This is a genomic window from Bradyrhizobium sp. FW305-F6, assembly GCF_058782905.1.
The window spans coordinates 368,294-385,768 of sequence record NZ_JBYSYD010000002.1; the positions used below are offsets into that span (position 1 = coordinate 368,294).

The 17,475-nt window shown below is 63.9% G+C and carries 20 protein-coding genes; 14 read left to right on the plus strand and 6 right to left on the minus strand.

Annotated features, from left to right (window positions below; genetic code table 11):
- Positions 1-67 precede the first annotated feature (67 nt).
- The 4 genes from AC3WLX_RS12990 to AC3WLX_RS13005 are packed head-to-tail and all read left to right on the plus strand — an operon-like array spanning position 68 to position 2,887.
- Entirely contained in the window at positions 68-1,048 is a 981-nt protein-coding gene (locus AC3WLX_RS12990) for an ABC transporter substrate-binding protein (protein ID WP_492337278.1), read from the plus strand.
- Between the two features lies 1 nt (position 1,049).
- Complete coding sequence (locus AC3WLX_RS12995) at positions 1,050-1,787, plus strand: ABC transporter permease (protein ID WP_492336221.1); 738 nt, start codon at positions 1,050-1,052, stop codon at positions 1,785-1,787.
- Positions 1,777-2,487, plus strand: a complete 711-nt coding sequence (locus AC3WLX_RS13000) for an ABC transporter ATP-binding protein (RefSeq protein WP_492336222.1) — start codon at positions 1,777-1,779, stop codon at positions 2,485-2,487. Before AC3WLX_RS12995 ends, AC3WLX_RS13000 begins: the two co-directional genes overlap by 11 nt.
- A 46-nt stretch (positions 2,488-2,533) precedes the next feature.
- Complete coding sequence (locus AC3WLX_RS13005; protein ID WP_492336223.1) at positions 2,534-2,887, plus strand: hypothetical protein; 354 nt, start codon at positions 2,534-2,536, stop codon at positions 2,885-2,887.
- 145 nt (positions 2,888-3,032) lie between these two features.
- On the opposite strand, the gene AC3WLX_RS13010 is transcribed toward AC3WLX_RS13005, so the two are convergent.
- The 5 genes from AC3WLX_RS13010 to lanM all read right to left on the minus strand — a co-directional run bounded on the left by AC3WLX_RS13010 (position 3,033) and on the right by lanM (position 5,547).
- The gene (locus AC3WLX_RS13010) at positions 3,033-3,242 is read right to left on the minus strand and encodes a hypothetical protein (RefSeq protein ID WP_492336224.1); all 210 of its coding nucleotides are present in this window, start codon (positions 3,240-3,242) and stop codon (positions 3,033-3,035) included.
- A 101-nt stretch (positions 3,243-3,343) separates the two neighbouring features.
- The gene (locus AC3WLX_RS13015; RefSeq protein WP_492336225.1) at positions 3,344-4,174 is read right to left on the minus strand and encodes a DUF6662 family protein; all 831 of its coding nucleotides are present in this window, start codon (positions 4,172-4,174) and stop codon (positions 3,344-3,346) included.
- Between the two features lie 240 nt (positions 4,175-4,414).
- Positions 4,415-4,495 carry a pyrroloquinoline quinone precursor peptide PqqA gene (gene pqqA / locus AC3WLX_RS13020; RefSeq protein ID WP_008562446.1) on the minus strand — a complete coding sequence of 27 codons (81 nt, stop codon included), beginning with the start codon at positions 4,493-4,495 and terminating at the stop codon, positions 4,415-4,417.
- Between the two features lie 215 nt (positions 4,496-4,710).
- Positions 4,711-5,034, minus strand: coding sequence for a hypothetical protein (locus tag AC3WLX_RS13025; RefSeq protein WP_492336226.1), 324 nt, complete (start codon positions 5,032-5,034; stop codon positions 4,711-4,713).
- A 120-nt stretch (positions 5,035-5,154) separates the two neighbouring features.
- Positions 5,155-5,547 (minus strand): lanmodulin LanM, encoded by a 393-nt coding sequence (gene lanM / locus AC3WLX_RS13030; RefSeq protein ID WP_492336227.1) that lies wholly within the window; start codon positions 5,545-5,547, stop codon positions 5,155-5,157.
- Positions 5,548-5,870: 323 nt separating this feature from the next.
- Here lanM and AC3WLX_RS13035 point away from each other — a divergent pair, with 323 nt between their 5' ends.
- The 5 genes from AC3WLX_RS13035 (at position 5,871) to AC3WLX_RS13055 (ending at position 10,696) form a co-directional block, all read left to right on the plus strand.
- A complete protein-coding gene (locus AC3WLX_RS13035; RefSeq protein WP_492336228.1) occupies positions 5,871-7,535 on the plus strand; it encodes a methanol/ethanol family PQQ-dependent dehydrogenase in 1,665 nt (554 codons plus the stop codon).
- An 11-nt stretch (positions 7,536-7,546) separates the two neighbouring features.
- Positions 7,547-7,900, plus strand: coding sequence for a c-type cytochrome (locus tag AC3WLX_RS13040; RefSeq protein WP_291624652.1), 354 nt, complete (start codon positions 7,547-7,549; stop codon positions 7,898-7,900).
- Complete coding sequence (locus tag AC3WLX_RS13045) at positions 7,897-8,832, plus strand: substrate-binding periplasmic protein (protein ID WP_492336229.1); 936 nt, start codon at positions 7,897-7,899, stop codon at positions 8,830-8,832. The genes AC3WLX_RS13040 and AC3WLX_RS13045 overlap by 4 nt, the downstream gene beginning before the upstream one ends.
- 313 nt (positions 8,833-9,145) lie before the next feature.
- Entirely contained in the window at positions 9,146-10,147 is a 1,002-nt protein-coding gene (locus AC3WLX_RS13050; RefSeq protein ID WP_492336230.1) for a Bug family tripartite tricarboxylate transporter substrate binding protein, read from the plus strand.
- Positions 10,148-10,270: 123 nt separating this feature from the next.
- Positions 10,271-10,696: a hypothetical protein gene (locus AC3WLX_RS13055; RefSeq protein ID WP_492336231.1), complete on the plus strand. Its 426-nt coding sequence runs from the start codon at positions 10,271-10,273 to the stop codon at positions 10,694-10,696.
- Positions 10,697-10,733: 37 nt separating this feature from the next.
- On the opposite strand, the gene AC3WLX_RS13060 is transcribed toward AC3WLX_RS13055, so the two are convergent.
- Positions 10,734-11,702 (minus strand): helix-turn-helix domain-containing protein, encoded by a 969-nt coding sequence (locus AC3WLX_RS13060; protein ID WP_492336232.1) that lies wholly within the window; start codon positions 11,700-11,702, stop codon positions 10,734-10,736.
- Between the two features lie 510 nt (positions 11,703-12,212).
- Between AC3WLX_RS13060 and xoxF5 the strand changes: the two genes are divergently transcribed.
- The 5 genes from xoxF5 to AC3WLX_RS13085 all read left to right on the plus strand — a co-directional run bounded on the left by xoxF5 (position 12,213) and on the right by AC3WLX_RS13085 (position 17,475).
- Positions 12,213-14,018 carry a lanthanide-dependent methanol dehydrogenase XoxF5 gene (gene xoxF5 / locus AC3WLX_RS13065; RefSeq protein WP_291624647.1) on the plus strand — a complete coding sequence of 602 codons (1,806 nt, stop codon included), beginning with the start codon at positions 12,213-12,215 and terminating at the stop codon, positions 14,016-14,018.
- An 80-nt stretch (positions 14,019-14,098) separates the two neighbouring features.
- A complete protein-coding gene (locus AC3WLX_RS13070) occupies positions 14,099-14,620 on the plus strand; it encodes a c-type cytochrome, methanol metabolism-related (protein WP_492336233.1) in 522 nt (173 codons plus the stop codon).
- Positions 14,621-14,681: 61 nt separating this feature from the next.
- Entirely contained in the window at positions 14,682-15,791 is a 1,110-nt protein-coding gene (locus tag AC3WLX_RS13075; protein WP_492336234.1) for an S-(hydroxymethyl)glutathione dehydrogenase/class III alcohol dehydrogenase, read from the plus strand.
- Positions 15,792-15,823: 32 nt separating this feature from the next.
- The gene (gene gfa / locus AC3WLX_RS13080; protein WP_492336235.1) at positions 15,824-16,387 is read left to right on the plus strand and encodes an S-(hydroxymethyl)glutathione synthase; all 564 of its coding nucleotides are present in this window, start codon (positions 15,824-15,826) and stop codon (positions 16,385-16,387) included.
- 635 nt (positions 16,388-17,022) lie between these two features.
- Positions 17,023-17,475, plus strand: coding sequence for a (2Fe-2S)-binding protein (locus AC3WLX_RS13085; protein WP_492336236.1), 453 nt, complete (start codon positions 17,023-17,025; stop codon positions 17,473-17,475).

Sequence of the window (17,475 nt, forward strand, 5' to 3'; positions counted from 1 at the left end):
GCGACCAAGGCTATGCTATGCGTATTGTCCTGAAAAGCACTCTTCAGGGGAAACGGCCCACAAGGTGATGAGAGTCCTGGGACGAACATTGGCGCTCGCGGCGACGCTGGTGCTGACGCTGGCGGCGCCTGCCAACGCCGCGGATACGATCCGCCTTGCGGTGCAGAAGACCGGAACATTCTCCTGGGAGCTCGCAGCGATCCGCAGCGCCGGTCTCGACAAGGAAGCCGGCCTGTCGCTGGAGGTCACCGAGCTTGCAAGCACCGAGGCCGGCAAGATCGCGATGCGCGCCGGCAACGCCGATATCATCCTGTCGGACTGGCTGTGGGTCTCGCGCGAGCGTGGGCTGGGCGCCAAGCTCACCTTCTATCCCTATTCCAGCGCGCTCGGCGCGGTGATGGTGCCGGCCAGTTCGCCGATCAAGACACTCGCCGACCTCAAGGGCCGCAAGCTCGCCGTCGCCGGCGGGGCTATCGACAAGAGCTGGCTGCTGCTCCAAGCGCGCATGAAGCAGGATGGCATCGACCTGAAGTCGCAAGCGACCATCGTCTATGGGGCCCCGCCTTTGATCACGGCCAAGTCACTCGATGGCGAGATGGATGCAAGCCTCAATTTCTGGAATTTCTGTGCCCAGCTCGAGGCCAGGGGTTTTAGACGCCTCGCGGGAATCGAGGAGATCTTGCCGAAGCTCGGCGCCAAGGGCGCGGTCGCCGCGGTCGGCTACGTCTTCGACGAGAATTGGGCCGGAACCCACAAGGATGCCGTTGCGCGCTTCATCGCGATGACCCGCAAGGCCAAGGAATTGCTGGCGAGCTCGGATGCGGCCTGGGACAAGGTCGCGCCGCTCACGGGCACAGCCGATCCTGCCCTGCTCAAGACCTACCGCGACCGCTACCGTGACGGCATTCCGCGCCGGAGCATCAATGACGAGGAGACGGACGCGCGGGTGCTCTATCGCGTGCTGGCCGAGATCGGCGGCCGCGAACTCGTGGGACCGGCGGCCGAGCTCGATCCCGGCACCTTCTATCACGCGGTCCCCGGAGACTGAGGTGCTGCGCCTGCTCTCGTTCGCCCTGCTGCTCGCGACCTGGTGGATTGCCGCGCTCCTCGCCGGCGGCGCGAAGCTGCCCTCCCCGCCGGCCGTGCTTGAGGTGATGATCGCAGAAGCCTCATCCGGCGCGCTGTTCCTGCATCTCGGCGCCACGCTGGCGCGCGTTGCGCTCGCCTTCACGCTGGCGATGTCGCTCGGCAGCGCGATCGGCTACCTGATGGGACGGGTGAAGCTCGCCGACAAGCTCGGCGATCCCTGGCTGATCCTCCTGCTCAACCTGCCCGCATTGGTCGTGATCGTGCTGGCCTATATCTGGGCCGGGCTCACCGAGGCCGCCGCGATCGCGGCCATCGCCATCAACAAGCTGCCGACCGCCATCGTCACCTTGCGCGAGGGCACCCGCGCGCTCGACCGTTCGCTGGACGAGATGGCGAGCGTGTTCGCGATGCCGCGCTGGCGCGCCTTCCGCCACGTCGTGCTGCCGCAGCTTGCACCCTATATCGCGGCCTCCGCGCGGTCCGGATTGTCGCTGGTGTGGAAGATCGTGCTGGTCGCCGAGCTGCTCGGACGGCCGAACGGCGTCGGCTTCGAGATCGGCGTCGCATTCCAGCTGTTCGACACGCCTCGGCTGCTGGCCTATTCGCTGACCTTTGCCGCCGTCGTGCTCGTCATCGAGACCTTGCTGGTGCAGCCGTTCGAAGCCCGCGCAAACAGGTGGCGGCCCCGTGCGGCTTGAGGTCGAGATATCGGGCAAGACCTTCAGGAGTGCCGCGGGCGGAAGCCACGAGGTGCTGGCGCCGCTCAAATTCGCGCTTCAATCCGGCGAGGTCGGCGTCTTGATCGGCCCGTCCGGTTGCGGCAAGAGCACGATGCTGCGCATCATCCTGGGACTGGATCACGACTTTGCAGGCTCCGTCGTACGCCCCCCGGAGGCGCGGATCGGCATGGTGTTCCAGGAGCCGCGGCTGTTGCCATGGCGCTCGGTCGAGCAGAACGTGCGGTTGGCCGCGCCCGACGTCACCGATGCGAAGCTTGCCGAGCTGTTCAGGATCCTGGAGCTGGAGGCGCATCGCAACCACTTCCCGGGCGAATTGTCGCTCGGCCTCGCCCGCCGCGTCGCACTGGCCCGTGCCTTCGCGGTCGAGCCGGACCTGCTCGTGCTCGACGAACCCCTCGCCTCGCTCGATGACGCGCTCGCCGGCCGCCTGCGCGAGGAGATCGCAACGCTGGTCGCGCGCCGGCCGGTGATGACGCTGCTCGTCACTCACAGCCTCGACGATGCGATCCGCCTCGGCGACCGGCTGTTCTTGCTGTCGCCGCGCCCCGCACGGATCGTGAGCGAGCTTCCCATCGCTGTCCCGCGCGCCGAACGCAGCGAGGCCGAAATCGGCAGGATCCGAACGGAGCTTGCGGCCTTGCAGCTTGAATCCAAATGAAAACTCGTGGTCAAATTGGCCAGACATCGTCGAGGGAGGTTCACCAATGCGGCGTAGGCTGATTGCGATCGGCGTCCTCTTGATTGCGGTGCCGGGCGCGGCGTTGGCGCAGACCAAGGGCAAGGGTATCAGGCTCTGGAACCTGACGAGCGAGACGATCTCCGGATTCCAGCTCTCGCCTGCCGGCAAGTCCGACTGGGGTCCGAACCAGTGCTTGAACGACAAGGACAAGGAGGTCGACCACGACGAGCGGTTGCGTATCGCCGGCGTCGAGCCCGGTCGCTACGACGCCAAGGTCAGCTATCCCGATGCGCGGCAGTGCGTCGTCCGCGACATCGAGATCAAGGCGGACGCGGTGTTCTCGATCGCCGACAAGGATCTCAAGGACTGCACGAAATAGCGCGGTGGTTTTCCCTCATCCTGAGGAGCCTGCGAAGCAGGCGTCTCGAAGGATGAAGGGCCTGGCTGGAGCAGCTGGGCCTATATGGTTCGAGACGCCGCTTCGCGGCTCCTCACCATGAGGGATCAGGAATTGCGCGAGCCATTCACGCCTTGTCGTTCGGGCGCGGATATTCGCAGCGCCACCGCACCGCCTGCCATTTCGGATGCTCGCCGACCCACTGCGCGATATAGGGCGGCGCGGCCATCACGCACTGTCGGGGCGACCCCGAATAGTGGAACACGAGATGCTGCTCCTCGCAGGTCGCAGGCGAGAGCACTGCGCATACAGTCACCACCAGGTCAATCGCGTTCATGCCGGGATCCTTTTGCAAGGGCAATGGAGACTAGCACATGGAGCTACGCCCCGAGGAGTGGGAAGTTTCAAGGGGCCGAGAGCGATATGGAACAGCCTGGGCTAGAAGTTCACCCCGAACACCAAGCGCGCGTGATGCCGTTCAAAATTGACGAGGTCGAGATTGCCACCGGCGCCGGCCGGGCGGCCCCCCCATGCCTGCATGCTCCAGCTCATGGTCAGCCGGGAGCGTTCCGAGAGCTGGAAGAAAGCCGTAGGGCCGACAAACAGGGCCTGGCCCGAGAACTCGCCGAGACCGATCCCCTCATAGTGCCGGAAATAGCGCATCTCGCCGCCGAGCAGCACGTTCGGCCGCACCCGCACCAGGCCGGCAAACGCCGCGCCGACCGTCGAGCTCTTCTCGGATGCCCCACCGACTTCGAAGCGCGCCCATTCCGGCTGATAGGTCAGGTTGACCGCGCCGATGGCGAAATTCGGGATGAGCTCGCGGTCGAAGGCGAGCGTGAACTCCGTGCCGTACATCCGCCCCTTTGCACCGCTGGTTTCGTCGATGCGGTCGCCGTGCAGTTCGGCAGCGATGGTGAAGCCAAACGGCGCGCGCTCGCGACTGAGCAGGCGATAGCGCAGGTCGAGCGAGGCGCCCTGGAAGTTGAACTGGCGGCGATCGCCGATATCTGGGACGCCCGTGATGTCATGCAGGCTGGCGGTGCCGCCGACCTCGACACGGAGATTCGGCAGCGGCACCAGTTCGATCTCGACCTCCTGCTCGAGGGCGCGATAGGCCGCCCCGCCTTTTCCGAGGCGGCTCGTGGTCTGGGTCTGGAATTCGCGCTCGCCGACATTGCCTATATCGGTGCCGATCATGAAGCCGAAGATGTGCTCGGTATCGAAGCTCTCCTCGGCGTCGACGCACGCTGGCGCGACCACGGCCATGCACGCAAGCGCCACCCCGAATCTGTGAGCCCCGATGCGCATCCCTGTCCCGCAAGCTGCGCCATCTCATGCGGCGCCGGCCGCGATCAGCGTAACACAATGCTAGACAACGCGACCGGGATTTTGATGGAGGGATTGAAGCCGATCGCGTGGCGGGGCTCGACGGCGGCAGGCGATGCTTCCGACACTGCCACGGCTGCGATGGCGAAGCGTCATCGAAGCCGCGGCAGGTCGTAGGGCTTACTTGCGCGAAGCGCAGGCGTACATGTTGATTTCCATGCCGACCGGCACTTCCACGATCTTCGGAGCTTTCCAAGCCATTCGGGTCTCCCAAGGTCTTGAGCGCGACATCGCGCGGCGAAAAACCTAGGGCTGCATCAAATGCAGTTCAAGCCTGGATTCGATTGCCCAACACGTCTGTGTCGATTCTTCGCGGCCGCACTTCGCTCTCGGACAAAGCCACTTCCCTCTTGGTCAAGCACAGACGTGAGAGACGCGGCCTCGCGCGATACGAACGACATGACGATGCCGCGCCGTCAGCAGTCCTTGCCCGCCGTTTGTGTACTGGGCTTGGCTCCTTCCGCCCGCTCCGCCGCGGTCGGCTGGCTCTGCATTTGCCGCTGCGCATCCTCGGACGAGGCGGCTGCGCCGCTGCTGGCCCGATTCATCGTGCTGGTCGGCGGATGCTGACCCGTTTCGCCGGACGAGGTCTGCGACTGCGCCGAACCGACCGTGACTGGACCGGAACCGGCATCCTTGTCGGTGCTGGCGCTACCGGTGTTGCAAGGGCCCGCGACGGCGATGCCCGCGCTCAATGTCAGGATCGCACAGGCAGCAAGGACAGAACGGTTGGTGTTCATCTGCTTCTCCTCTTCTCCCGCCGCGCTGCCCCGGCGCAGAGCAGGACATCGCCAGAAGAACAGGCCGAACAGCGCGATGTTCCGAGCTGGTGGTCGGGAATTCGCTCCGGCAGGGCGCGCTCAGCGCAGCAGCCGCACCAGCGAGCGGCCTGCCCGCGCGTTCAGCTCCTTTGCATCGAGCGTCCCGTCCTTGTCCGGATTGGCCGCGTTGAAGCGCTGTTCCACCACGGACAGGTATTCGTCGAGCGACAGGGTCCCGTCGCGATCTGGATCGGCGGCGGCGAGCTCCTTCGCCGACAACCGCCCGCGCAATTCGCGTGCGTCCAGCGTGCCGTCGCGATCGGGGTCCAGCTTGGCAAACATCGCGCTGGCAGCCTTCTTCACCTCCGCAAGATCCAGCGTGCCGTCGTTGTCCGTATCGAACATCTTGACGGCGTTACCGGATGCCGCGAGCGCGGGACCGGACAGCATTGCGATCATGAGCACAAGCGCGACTGGGTGAATCGACATCATCCAAACCTCCTGAGAGCCTCGATCCGGGAAAGGTCGAGAACGACATAAGTCCACAAACGAGCCACAGTTCAAGTTGGAAAAAATTGCAACCCGGGCGCACCACAACTCGCATGATGCCGACACGCCTGGCCTTCTTTGCACCGCGGCATTTCTGCAGCGTCTACGCACAAGTGCGAGCACCTCGTAAGGTTTCTGTCAGGTGACCCGGCGCGGGCCTCCAGCAATATCGGCATCGCACTTACGACTTTCGTATTGACGCATTTTGCATTCGGGCGGAGTGTTGCAGTCGCAGCGTCAAAAGGCGCGCATATTGGGAGGAACGGATGAAACGCTTTGCGATGGCCGCGGGCCTCGTCGTGCTTGCGTCAACGTGTGCAGGTGCACAGACCACCGAGCAGTTGCTCAAGGGCGCGACCGACACATCGAATGTTCTCAATTACGGGATGGGCTACCACCTGCAGCGTTTCTCGACGCTGAACCAGATCAACAAGGACACGGTCAAGAACCTCGTCCCGATCTGGAATTACAGTTTCAATGACGATCGTAGCCAGGAATCCCAGCCCATCGTCTATCAGGGCGTCATCTATGTGACCTCGCACAATGCCACGATGGCGGTCGACGCCAAGACCGGCAAGCAGATCTGGAAGAGCAAGATCGAATACCCGGCCGAGACGCCGCGCATCGTCTGCTGCGGCATCATCAACCGCGGTGTCGCGATTCACGAGGGCAAGTTGTTCCGGACGACGCTCGATGCCCATGTGGTTGCCATCGACGCCAAGAACGGCAAGGAGCTGTGGCGGCAGAAGGCGGCCGACATCAAGGAAGGCTATTCGATGACGGTGGCCCCGCTGGTTGCCGACGGCGTCGTCATCACCGGCGTCTCCGGCGCCGAGTTCGGCACAAGGGGCTTCATCGATGGCTGGGATCCGGCGACGGGCAAGCATCTCTGGCGAACCCATTCGATCCCCTCGCCGGACGAGCCCGGCGGCGACACCTGGAAGGGCGACACCTGGAAGCTCGGCGGCGGCTCGACCTGGATCACGGGCTCCTACGATCCCGAACTGAAAACGATCTACTGGGGTATCGGCAATCCCGGCCCGTTCAATTCGGCGGTTCGGCCCGGCGACAATCTCTACACCTGCTCCGTGCTGGCACTGGATCCGAAGACCGGCAAGATCAAGTGGCACTACCAGTTCTCGCCGAACAATCCGTTCGACTACGACGCCGTCGCCGAGATGGTGCTTGCCGACGTGACGATCGAGGGCAAGCCAACCAAGACGCTGATGAACGCCAACCGCAACGGCTTCTTCTACGTGCTCGACCGCACCAACGGAAAGCTGCTCGCGGCCAATCCTTACGTGAAGGTGAACTGGGCAACGGGCATCGACATGAAAACGGGGCGTCCGATCGAGACCGACGTGTCCAAGGACGCGCGCGAGGGCAAGAAGGTCACGGTCTATCCGTCCATTCTGGGCGGCAAGAACTGGGAGCCGATGTCGTTCAATCCGCAGACCGGCCTTGCCTATGCCAACACGCTCAATTTCGGCGGCAAGTACAAGGCCGAGCCCGTCACCTTCAAGCAGGGTGAGTGGTATCTCGGCATGGACCTGACCGATCCCTGGGAGTTCGGGGACGGGCCGCGCGGTCACCTCAAGGCGATCGATCCCATGACCGGCAAGACCAAGTGGGAATCCCCGAGCGACATTCCGCGCTTCTCCGGCGTGCTGTCGACCGCCGGCGGTGTCGTGTTCTCAGGTCAACTCACCGGCGAGTTCGAGGCCTTCGACGCCGACACCGGCAAGAAGCTCTGGCAGTTCCAGACCGGGTCCGGCATCGAGGGACAGCCGGTAACCTGGCTGCAGGACGGCGTGCAATATGTCGCCGTGACGAGCGGCTATGGCGGCGTCTACTCGCTGTTCTCCGGCGACGAACGTCTTGCCAACGTGCCGCCCGGCGGCTCGCTGTGGGTCTTTGCGGTCAAGCAGTAACCACAGGCACGATGCTGAAAGTGATCTCTCACAGGACGGCGGCGATGACCGCCGCCGTCACGGTGCTGTCGGTCGCGCTTGCGGCGGCCGGTCGTGCCGATAACACCGCCGGCAATTCCATGCAGGCGCAGATCGACCATGGCAAGTCGACCTATGCCTCGAAATGCTCGCACTGCCACGGCCCCAATCTGATAAACTCAGGCACCATCACGCCGGACCTGCGCGCCATTCCCGACGACAAGACGCGCTTCGTCAGCACGGTGAAGAACGGCAAGAACAACAAGATGCCGCCCTGGGGCGACATCCTCTCCGACGACGAGATCGGAAACCTCTGGGCCTTCGTCTCCAGCCGGAGAAAGCCATGAGACGATGCCTCTCCATCTGGAGCGTTGCCGCAATCCTCGGGGCGGCACTTCTTCTTCCGGACGCGGCCGCGGCCGAGGATCCGCTCAAGGTCTGTCTCGACGAGGACCGGCCACCGCTATCGGTGCATCGAAAGGGCAAGCCGGATGCCGGCTTCGACGTGCTGCTGGCGCGCGCGGTGGCCGAACGCCTGCGACGACCACTCGCGATCCAATGGTTCGAGAGCCGGCTCGATGAGGATGCCAGCCCGCAGCTCGAGGCCAATGCGCTGCTCTCGGACGGGCGCTGCTCACTCGTCGGCAGCTACGCGCTGACGCAGGACTCGCTCGTCGCGCCCGGCATGAAGACGGCCCGCCTGCCGGATTTCGCCGGGGCCACGCGCGACGACCGGCGGCGCCGCGTCCCGCTCGGCGTGCTCGCGCCGAGCCAGCCTTACATCTATTCGCCGATGACGGTGGTGCTGGGGCCGAAAGTCCGCGGACGCAAGATCGGCGACATCGGCGACCTCGCCGGCTTGCGGCTCGTCATCGACAGCGGATCGCTTGGCGATGCCATCCTGATGACCTTCGACAAGGGGCGCCTGATCGAGAATATCACGCACCTCGTCCCCGGCCGCGACGATCTCCTGGGTGCGCTCGAGCGCGGCGACCACGACGCGACCCTGATCGATCTCGCCCGCTTCGACGCCCATCGCGCCGCGCACCCGGACACGGCGATCACGGCGTCCGGCTATTATTACCCGATCGGAGCCAACCGCGGCTATGTCGGGCTCGCCAGCGACGGCGCGCTGATCGGGGCCGTCAACAAGGCGCTGACGGAGCTCGCCGCCGAGGGCAAGATCGCCGAATTCGGCAAGCAGGTGGGGCTCACCTATCTGCCGCCGCGCGAGCCTGCGATTCTGGGCGACGTCTGGACCAAAATCATTCAGCGGTGAGGCTTCGTCATTGCGGGGCTCCCCCAGGGAGAGCCCGGAATCCATCTCTCCGCAGTGCATGCGGCGCCATGGATTCCGGGCCTGCGTGCTGCGCACGCATCCCGGAATGACGGAGGATGTGGCTAGCGGCGTCTCACGTCGTATACTGGCGGCATTCACTCGGCCATTTGGTGAAGGCGTGAGGCCTACTGCCGCAAATCGGCGCGAACAGGCACCGCGCAAAGCCGATCGAATGCGCCAATCTGTCTCGCCTGCAGGGCATGCCCCGCGACAGCCTGATGCAGTAGGTTCGGCGAAATTTTGGGAGAGAATCATGTCCGCCAAGCTCGATCGCCGCCACTTCATCGCCGCCGGTACCACTGCACTGGCCGTGCCTTTCGTCTCGCGTGGCGCCTCCGCGCAAGGCGCATCGCAAAGCCCATGGCCGGCGCGGCAGATTCGCATGATTTGCAGCTATCCCGCCGGCGGCCAGACCGACCTGCTCGCACGCGCCTATGGCGAATTCATCTCCAAGCAGGTCGGCAAGACCGTCGTCGTCGAGAACAAGCCCGGCGCCTCCGGCGCGATCGGCACCGCGGAGGTCGCCCGCGCCGAGCCGGACGGTCACACCATCCTGTGCTCGATCTCGACCACCTACATCATGAACCGGGTGGTGATGAAGAATCCCGGCTATGACATGGACAAGGATCTGAGCCTTGTCAGCGTGATTCCGGGCGCCGGCCTGCTGCTGGTGGCCAACCCGAAAACCGGGGTCAAGACGCTGGAGGATTTCGTCGCCTTCGCGCGCAAGAGCGGCAAGGTGAACTTCGGCACCTACAGCGCGGGCTCGGCCCCGCATATGACGGTCAACGAGCTCAACAAGCAGTATGGCCTCAACATCGAGCCGGTGCACTATCGCGGCGAGGCGCCGATGTGGACGGGAATGCTGGAAGGCACCCTCGATGCCGCCATGGGCAGCTACACGGCCGCGCAATCGGCGCTGCAAAGCGACCGCGGCACCGTCTTCGCCGTGCATTCGAAGAAGGTCGATGCGATCCCCGCGATCAAGACCCTTCCCGAGCAGGGCGCGACGTCGAAATTCTTCACCGTGAGCGGATTCACCGGCTGGGCCGTGCCGAAGGCGACGCCGCAAGCCGTCGTCGACCGCCTCGCCGAGCTCTGCGTCGCCGCCAACAACGACCCGAAAGTGAAGGAGGTTCTCGCCACCTTCGTGCTCGAGCCTGCGATCGGCTTCAAGGAGACCAATGCGCTGTACCAGCGCGAGCTGCCGATCTGGATCGAGAGCGCGAAATCGCTGGGTCTCGAGCCGGCCTGACCTCCACGCGGGGCCGGACAGGCCGGTTGCTCCCCTGCGGCGCGAAGTCCGACCAAAGCCCAGTGTCGGGAGCGTGTTTTCCCGTTATGATTGTGCCCTCCTGTGGACTAGGAGGGTCGACCCATGACACCGGATCCCGTTTCCGTCGCCGTTATGATCATCCTGCTGTTTCCGATGAGCTATTTCACCCTGGCGTCGCCGGCCTTCCTTCTGGTGAGGCTCGACATCCAGCCCGTCGCACAATTGCTGCGCGGAATGTTCAACGCTCATTTTCTGGTCATGCGTGTCGTCGGCATCGTTGGGACGGCGGCTCTCCTCCTCGACGGTCGCCCCCTTGCTGCCGCTGGCGTCGGCATGATCGCAGCCTTGGCGATTTGGGGACGACGACAATTCATGCCACGGGTCGACGACCAGCTCAGCGCGGGGGACGCCGGGGATGCAGATGCTGCACGACGGTTGCGCCGGCTGCACTGGAGCGTGATGCTGGGGAACGCGGTGCTGCTGGTCGCTCTGGTGGCCGGCATTCCCTACATCGCACCGTCGGCGTGAGCATTCGCCGACGCCGCGAGCGGTTCGCTCAAGACGCCTAATGCTCGCCCGAGCTCGCCGCGCCCTGCTGCGCCTTGTGGATCGAAGACGGCACCACGCCAAAATACTTCCGGAACACCCGGCTGAAATGCGACGAGCTCGAGAAGCCCCAGGAGAAGGCGACGTCGGTGATGGTCTTGCCGGCGTGGGCCTCGAGCTCCTGGCGGCAGTTCTGCAAGCGCGCCTGCCAGATATAGTCGCTCACCGTGGTGCCGCGCTCCGAGAACAGCATGTGCAGATAGCGCTTGGAGCAGCCGAGCTCGGCCGAGATCTGGTCGATGCACAGATCCGGATCGCGCAGGTGCTCGCGAATGAAGAACTGCGCGCGCACATACATCGCTTCGGGCCCGACACGATCGAACATCGTGTCGGCTTCACGCAGCGGCAGCAGCAGCAGATCAATCAGCGAATCGGCAACGCCGATCGCGCTGTTCGCCGATAGCTTCGCCGCCTCGTCGAAGGTCGCATGGACGAAATCGTGGGCGATCCGCCCGGTGCCGGTCTTGGCCGACAGCTTGCACGCGGGCATCCGCTGCGAGGGGAACCCGCGGTCGCGCAGCAGAGCCTTCGGCACGATGACCACGTCGTGACGCGTGAACGCCGGGCTGATGATCGAATGCGGGCAGGAGACGTCATAGGCGATGATATCGCCGGGGTTGATTTCGATATGACGGCCTTCTTGTTCGAAATAAGACACGCCGTAGGTCTGGAAGTGAATCTTGATGTAGGGGTGCTCATTGGCCTTGGCGCGCGCCAGCGTGTGCGCGATGCGATGCTGGCTCACCTCGATCTGGCAGAGCTTCAGGCGCGAGACGCTCGTGTAGTCGATGCGGCCCTCGAGCGAGGACGCCTCCAGCGGATCGACGTCGAAATGCCCACACAGGCTCGTCAGCCCGTCGATCCAGCTCTGGATCTGGCGCTTCGGCGTCATGCCGGTCGTCGAGAGCGTGTGAATGGTGTCGGACATGAATCCCGCCACTGGTTTGATCCGGAGATTCGACGCGAATCGCGACCAGCGCTGCCGGAGCCCTCAGCCGTAATTGCGTGACGTTTACCTCGAATTTGAGCGGTCTCTTGGCACGAGCGCCATCGTGCCATTGCCACCCTTGAAGGTTAATCCTCCGCCTTAGTTGCAACGCCGTCAAGGGGAACCTGAGCGCGAAGGGCGCGGCCAAGCGCGTGCGGAAGCCGCTGAATTCGCTACTGCAAAACAAAATCTTCGCCGCCGTGCGCTGTCGAGCAAACCCGCTTCCCTCTTGGGCAAGTTTCCCGATGACGAAGCCGATAGGGATTGTGGCAGGAACAATAAGAACGGGCCGCTCCCGCGCGTGGACCCGTGGATATTATCAGGAGGAGGAAACAGAACAGCATCGTTTCTGGTCCCAACCGTGACCGCCTGCGAGCAGACGCCGGACGAGAAGCCCGGCGATTGAACAATGCTTCGGAAACAATAAACGCGACCAACGGAGGAATGACTATGCGCAAGGTGCTACTGGCGACCTATATCGGCTCCGCGGCGGCTCTCGCCGTCGGCAGCGCCTCAGCCAACGACGAGCTGATCAAGATGTCGCAGAACCCGAAGGACTGGGTGATGCCGGCGGGCGACTACGCCAACACCCGCTACTCCAAGCTGAACCAGATCAACGCCCAGAACGTCGGCAAGCTCCAGGTCGCCTGGACGTTCTCGACCGGCGTGCTGCGCGGGCATGAGGGCGGCCCGCTGATCATCGGCAACATGATGTACGTCCACACGCCGTTCCCGAACAAGGTCTATGCGATGGACCTTTCGCAGGAGAACAAAATCGTCTGGAAGTACGAGCCGAAGCAGGATCCGAACGTCATTCCGGTGATGTGCTGCGACACCGTCAATCGCGGCTTGGCCTACGGCGACGGCAAAATCATCCTGCATCAAGCCGACACCACCCTCGTTGCGCTCGACGCCAAGACCGGCCAGGTCGCATGGTCGGCCGCCAACGGCAATCCCGCAAAGGGCGAGACCGGGACTTCGTCGGCCCTGGTCGTCAAGGACAAGGTCATGGTCGGCATCTCCGGCGGCGAGTTCGGCGTGCAGTGCCATCTCACCGCATACGACCTCAAGACGGGCAAGCAGGCCTGGCGCGCCTTTTCGGAAGGTCCGGACGACCAGATCAAGGTCGATCCCGTCAAGACGATGTCGCTCGGCAAGCCGGTCGGCCCGGATTCGTCGCTGAAGACCTGGCAGGGCGATCAGTGGAAGATCGGTGGCGGCTGCACCTGGGGCTGGATTTCCTACGATCCCGCTCTGAACCTCGTCTATTACGGGTCCGGCAACCCCTCGACCTGGAACCCGAAGCAGCGGCCCGGCGACAACAAGTGGTCGATGACGATCTTCGCGCGCGATGCCGACACCGGCATGGCGAAGTGGGTCTACCAGATGACGCCCCATGACGAATGGGATTATGACGGCGTCAACGAAATGATCCTCTCCGATCAGCAGATCAACGGTCAGAACCGCAAGCTGCTGACGCACTTCGACCGCAACGGTCTCGCCTACACCATGGACCGCGAGTCGGGCGAATTGCTGGTCGCCGAGAAGTACGACCCGAAGGTGAACTGGACCAGCGGCGTCGACATGGACAAGAACTCGCCGACCTACGGTCGTCCCAAGGTCGTCGCTCAATATTCGACGGAGCACGGCGGAGAGGACAAGAACACGAAGGGCATCTGCCCGGCCGCCCTCGGTACCAAGGACCAGCAGCCGGCAGCCTACTCGCCGGACACGCAGCTGTTCTACGTCCCGACCAACCACGTCTGCATGGACTACGAGCCGTTCAAGGTGAGCTACACCGCGGGCCAGCCCTATGTGGGCGCGACGCTCTCGATGTATCCGCCTCCGGGTGAAACCCACATGGGCAACTTCATCGCCTGGGACAACAAGACCGGCAAGATCGTGTGGTCGAACAAGGAGCAGTTCTCGGTCTGGTCGGGTGCGCTCGCGACGGCAGGCGGCGTGGTGTTCTACGGCACGCTCGAAGGCTACCTGAAGGCGGTCGATGCCAAGTCGGGCAAGGAGCTCTACAAGTTCAAGACTCCGTCCGGCATCATCGGCAACGTCACCACCTATGAGAACAATGGCAAGCAGTACATTGCCATTCTCTCCGGCGTGGGTGGCTGGGCCGGAATCGGTCTCGCCGCAGGCCTGACCGATCCGACTGCAGGTCTCGGCGCAGTCGGTGGCTATGCGGCCCTCAGCAACTACACGGCGCTCGGCGGCACGCTGACCGTGTTCTCGCTGCCGAACTAGGCCCTTCAGCATCGCTCCGGCGCGTGGATCACTCCACGCGCCGGCTCGTCTCCACCGACGCCTGCCGAGGAAACAATCTCTTGCGTAAAATCTGCTTCATCATTGCTGCCACGATTGTGAGTGTGTCCGGGGGACTTGCGGTCGCGGACGGCCCCGGCGATCCCGCCGCCGTGAAGAAGGAAGACGACGGGAAGTGGCTCGATAAGGAGGGCAATCCCACCTACAAGATTTCGGCCGATGGCACCGTGGACTGGTTCACTTATTCCGGCTACCGCCGCTATCACTCCGACTGCCACGTCTGCCATGGCCCCGACGGCATGGGCTCCACTTACGCGCCGGCGCTGAAGGATTCCGTCAAGACCATGAGCTATGGCGATTTCCTCGGCGTGGTCGCCTCCGGCCGCAAGAACATCTCGACCGCGCAGGAGAACGTCATGCCGGCCTTCGGAGACAATCCGAACGTGGCCTGCTACATGGACGACCTGTACGTCTATCTGCGCGCCCGGTCCACCGAAGCATGGGGCCGGCAGCGTCCCGCCAAGAAGGAAGAGAAGACAGATGCGTACAAGAAGGCGGAAGACGCCTGCATGGGCACCAAATGAACGTTACGAGGACTGCCGAGACTACGTCTTGGGTGTCCTATGAGAATTTGAGGAGCTACCGATGAAGACACGTGCCGCCGTCGCTTTCGAAGCCAAGAAGCCGCTCGAGATCGTCGAGGTCGATCTGGAGGGACCCAAGGCCGGCGAGGTCCTGGTCGAGATCAAGGCGACGGGCATCTGCCATACCGACGCCTATACGCTCGACGGCTTCGATAGCGAGGGTATTTTCCCGTCGATCCTGGGACATGAGGGCGCCGGCATCATCCGCGAGATCGGCCCCGGCGTGACCTCGGTAAAGCCGGGCGATCACGTCATCCCGCTCTACACGCCGGAATGCCGGCAGTGCAAAAGCTGCCTGAGCCAGAAGACCAATCTCTGCACCGCCATCCGCGCGACGCAAGGCAAGGGCGTGATGCCCGACGGCACCAGCCGGTTCTCCTACAAGGGCAAGCCGATCTATCACTACATGGGTTGCTCGACCTTCTCGAACTTCACCGTGCTGCCCGAGATCGCGGTGGCCAAGATCCGCGAGGACGCGCCGTTCGACAAGAGCTGCTACATCGGCTGCGGCGTCACCACCGGCGTCGGCGCCGTCGTCAACACGGCCAAGGTCGAGCCGGGCGCCAACGTGGTCGTGTTCGGCCTCGGCGGCATCGGCCTCAACGTCATCCAGGGCGCCAAGATGGCCGGCGCCGACAAGATCATCGGCGTCGACATCAACGACTCCAAGGAGGAATGGGGCCGGCGCTTCGGCATGACCCACTTCGTCAACCCGAAGAAGGTCACCGGCGACATCGTCCAGCACCTCGTAGGCCTCACGGACGGCGGTGCCGACTACACCTTCGACTGCACCGGCAACACCACGGTGATGCGCCAGGCGCTGGAAGCCTGCCATCGCGGCTGGGGTACCTCGATCATCATCGGCGTTGCCGAGGCCGGCAAGGAGATCTCCACCCGCCCGTTCCAGCTCGTCACCGGGCGCAACTGGCGCGGCACCGCCTTCGGCGGGGCGCGCGGGCGCACCGACGTGCCGAAGATCGTCGACTGGTACATGAACGGCAAGATTCAGATCGATCCGATGATCACTCACACGCTCAAGCTCGAAGACATCAACAAGGGCTTCGACCTGATGCATGAAGGAAAATCCATCCGTTCAGTCGTCGTGTTCTAGCTCGAAAGCGTCACCCCCAGGAGGATCGACCCATGACTGTTGCACTCCATCCCTCGATCGACAACGGCATCAAACAGGGCAGCGGCAGCTTTGCCGGCGGCACGCTGGTCTGCAAATGCAGTGACCATCCGGTCAAGGTCGGCATCAAGGGCGATGTCGCCCACAACCACGCCTGCGGCTGCACCAAGTGCTGGAAGCCGCAAGGCGCGGCCTTCTCCGTCGTGGCCGTGGTACCGCGCCAGAACGTCACCGTGCTCGAGAATGGCGACAAGCTCCAGATCGTCGACGCCTCCGCGGTGATCCAGCGCCACGCCTGCAAGGCCTGCGGCACGCACATGTACGGCCGGATCGAGAACAAGAACCATCCGTTCTACGGCCTCGATTTCATCCATCCGGAATTGTTCCAGGAGCAGGGCTCGCAGGCGCCGCAATTCGCCGCCTTCGTCTCCTCCGTGATCGAATCCGGCGTGAAGCCGGAGCAGATGGGCGGCATCCGTTCGCGGCTCAAGGAGATCGGGCTCGAGCCTTATGACTGCCTGTCGCCTGCGCTGATGGACGCAATCGCGACCCATGTGGCGAAGGCCAAGGCTGCCTAGGAACCGCCTGGGATGGTCGTCTTAACCGGCCGACCGCCCACCATCATCGGCTCGCTGGCGCCCGTCGCCGCCAGCAGGCCGCACGAGTCCCCGCTGCCGGGACCATTGCGGCGCGATGCCGCCGCTTCTGCACCACGCGTGAGTAAGGGCCATCGGCTCCTCAGTCCTGGTCTCTGAATGACTGCGCAGGACCGTCCGCTTCCTGCTTGAAGTTCGCGGTGCTCTGCGTTCTCCCTCCCTCGACTGAGGCCTACTGCTTCGTCCGTTCGGTCCAACCGGCGGACGAAGCTTTTTTCGTTGCGCCGATTTGATGCGCCACGTGGCGGACGACTCGCCCTGCTTTTGACAAACCGTCGATGCAATCTTTTCCCGGTGAACACACTCGGCTGTGAACGCCGGGTCGAGGCGATCCCTGCTAGGGTCGCGCCGTCACGATGCCGCACGACGTACAATCAAATAAGAAGAAAACGGGAGGTATCGAGCACATTCAGACATCGCGACCTGCGTTCCTGCCTCCCTCCGGGATTTGCCCGCGCGGGACCACGGCGGGATGTGGCGAGACGACGCACGAACCGTCGCCGACCGGCGTCGGCGGACTTTGAATTTGGCATGCTTATGAAGAGCGAGGCACGATCATGATCAAGGTGAAGATCAACGGCCAGGAACAGAGCTGGGACGGCGACCCGGATCTCCCGCTACTCTGGTTCCTGCGTGACGAGGCCGGGCTGACCGGCACCAAATACGGCTGCGGCCAAGCCCTGTGCGGCGCCTGCACGGTCATCGTCGATAAGCAGGCCGTGCGCGCCTGCATCACCTCCGTCAATGACGTCGCCGGACGCGATGTCACCACGATCGAGGGATTGCATCCGAACGGCGATCACCCCGTGCAGAAGGCCTGGCGTCAGGTCAACGTGCCCCAATGCGGCTTCTGCCAGGCCGGCCAGATCATGCAGGCGGCCGCTCTCCTGATGGAGAATCCAAAACCTTCGCATGACCAGATCCGCGAGGCGATGGCCGGCAACATCTGCCGCTGCGGCTGCTACCAGCGCATCGAGAACGCCGTCCATCTCGCATCGACGGGAGTGTGA

What these genes read in the sequence shown, in the direction of transcription:
- AC3WLX_RS12990 (WP_492337278.1), top strand. Translation starts at nt 68, where the DNA reads ATGAGAGTCCTGGGACGAACATTGGCGCTCGCGGCGACGCTGGTGCTG.
- AC3WLX_RS13005 (WP_492336223.1), top strand. Translation starts at nt 2,534, where the DNA reads ATGCGGCGTAGGCTGATTGCGATCGGCGTCCTCTTGATTGCGGTGCCG.
- AC3WLX_RS13010 (WP_492336224.1), bottom strand. Translation starts at nt 3,242, where the DNA reads ATGAACGCGATTGACCTGGTGGTGACTGTATGCGCAGTGCTCTCGCCT.
- AC3WLX_RS13015 (WP_492336225.1), bottom strand. Translation starts at nt 4,174, where the DNA reads ATGGCCGTGGTCGCGCCAGCGTGCGTCGACGCCGAGGAGAGCTTCGAT.
- pqqA (WP_008562446.1), bottom strand. Translation starts at nt 4,495, where the DNA reads ATGGCTTGGAAAGCTCCGAAGATCGTGGAAGTGCCGGTCGGCATGGAA.
- AC3WLX_RS13025 (WP_492336226.1), bottom strand. Translation starts at nt 5,034, where the DNA reads ATGAACACCAACCGTTCTGTCCTTGCTGCCTGTGCGATCCTGACATTG.
- lanM (WP_492336227.1), bottom strand. Translation starts at nt 5,547, where the DNA reads ATGATGTCGATTCACCCAGTCGCGCTTGTGCTCATGATCGCAATGCTG.
- AC3WLX_RS13035 (WP_492336228.1), top strand. Translation starts at nt 5,871, where the DNA reads ATGAAACGCTTTGCGATGGCCGCGGGCCTCGTCGTGCTTGCGTCAACG.
- AC3WLX_RS13040 (WP_291624652.1), top strand. Translation starts at nt 7,547, where the DNA reads ATGCTGAAAGTGATCTCTCACAGGACGGCGGCGATGACCGCCGCCGTC.
- AC3WLX_RS13045 (WP_492336229.1), top strand. Translation starts at nt 7,897, where the DNA reads ATGAGACGATGCCTCTCCATCTGGAGCGTTGCCGCAATCCTCGGGGCG.
- AC3WLX_RS13050 (WP_492336230.1), top strand. Translation starts at nt 9,146, where the DNA reads ATGTCCGCCAAGCTCGATCGCCGCCACTTCATCGCCGCCGGTACCACT.
- AC3WLX_RS13055 (WP_492336231.1), top strand. Translation starts at nt 10,271, where the DNA reads ATGACACCGGATCCCGTTTCCGTCGCCGTTATGATCATCCTGCTGTTT.
- AC3WLX_RS13060 (WP_492336232.1), bottom strand. Translation starts at nt 11,702, where the DNA reads ATGTCCGACACCATTCACACGCTCTCGACGACCGGCATGACGCCGAAG.
- xoxF5 (WP_291624647.1), top strand. Translation starts at nt 12,213, where the DNA reads ATGCGCAAGGTGCTACTGGCGACCTATATCGGCTCCGCGGCGGCTCTC.
- AC3WLX_RS13075 (WP_492336234.1), top strand. Translation starts at nt 14,682, where the DNA reads ATGAAGACACGTGCCGCCGTCGCTTTCGAAGCCAAGAAGCCGCTCGAG.
- gfa (WP_492336235.1), top strand. Translation starts at nt 15,824, where the DNA reads ATGACTGTTGCACTCCATCCCTCGATCGACAACGGCATCAAACAGGGC.
- AC3WLX_RS13085 (WP_492336236.1), top strand. Translation starts at nt 17,023, where the DNA reads ATGATCAAGGTGAAGATCAACGGCCAGGAACAGAGCTGGGACGGCGAC.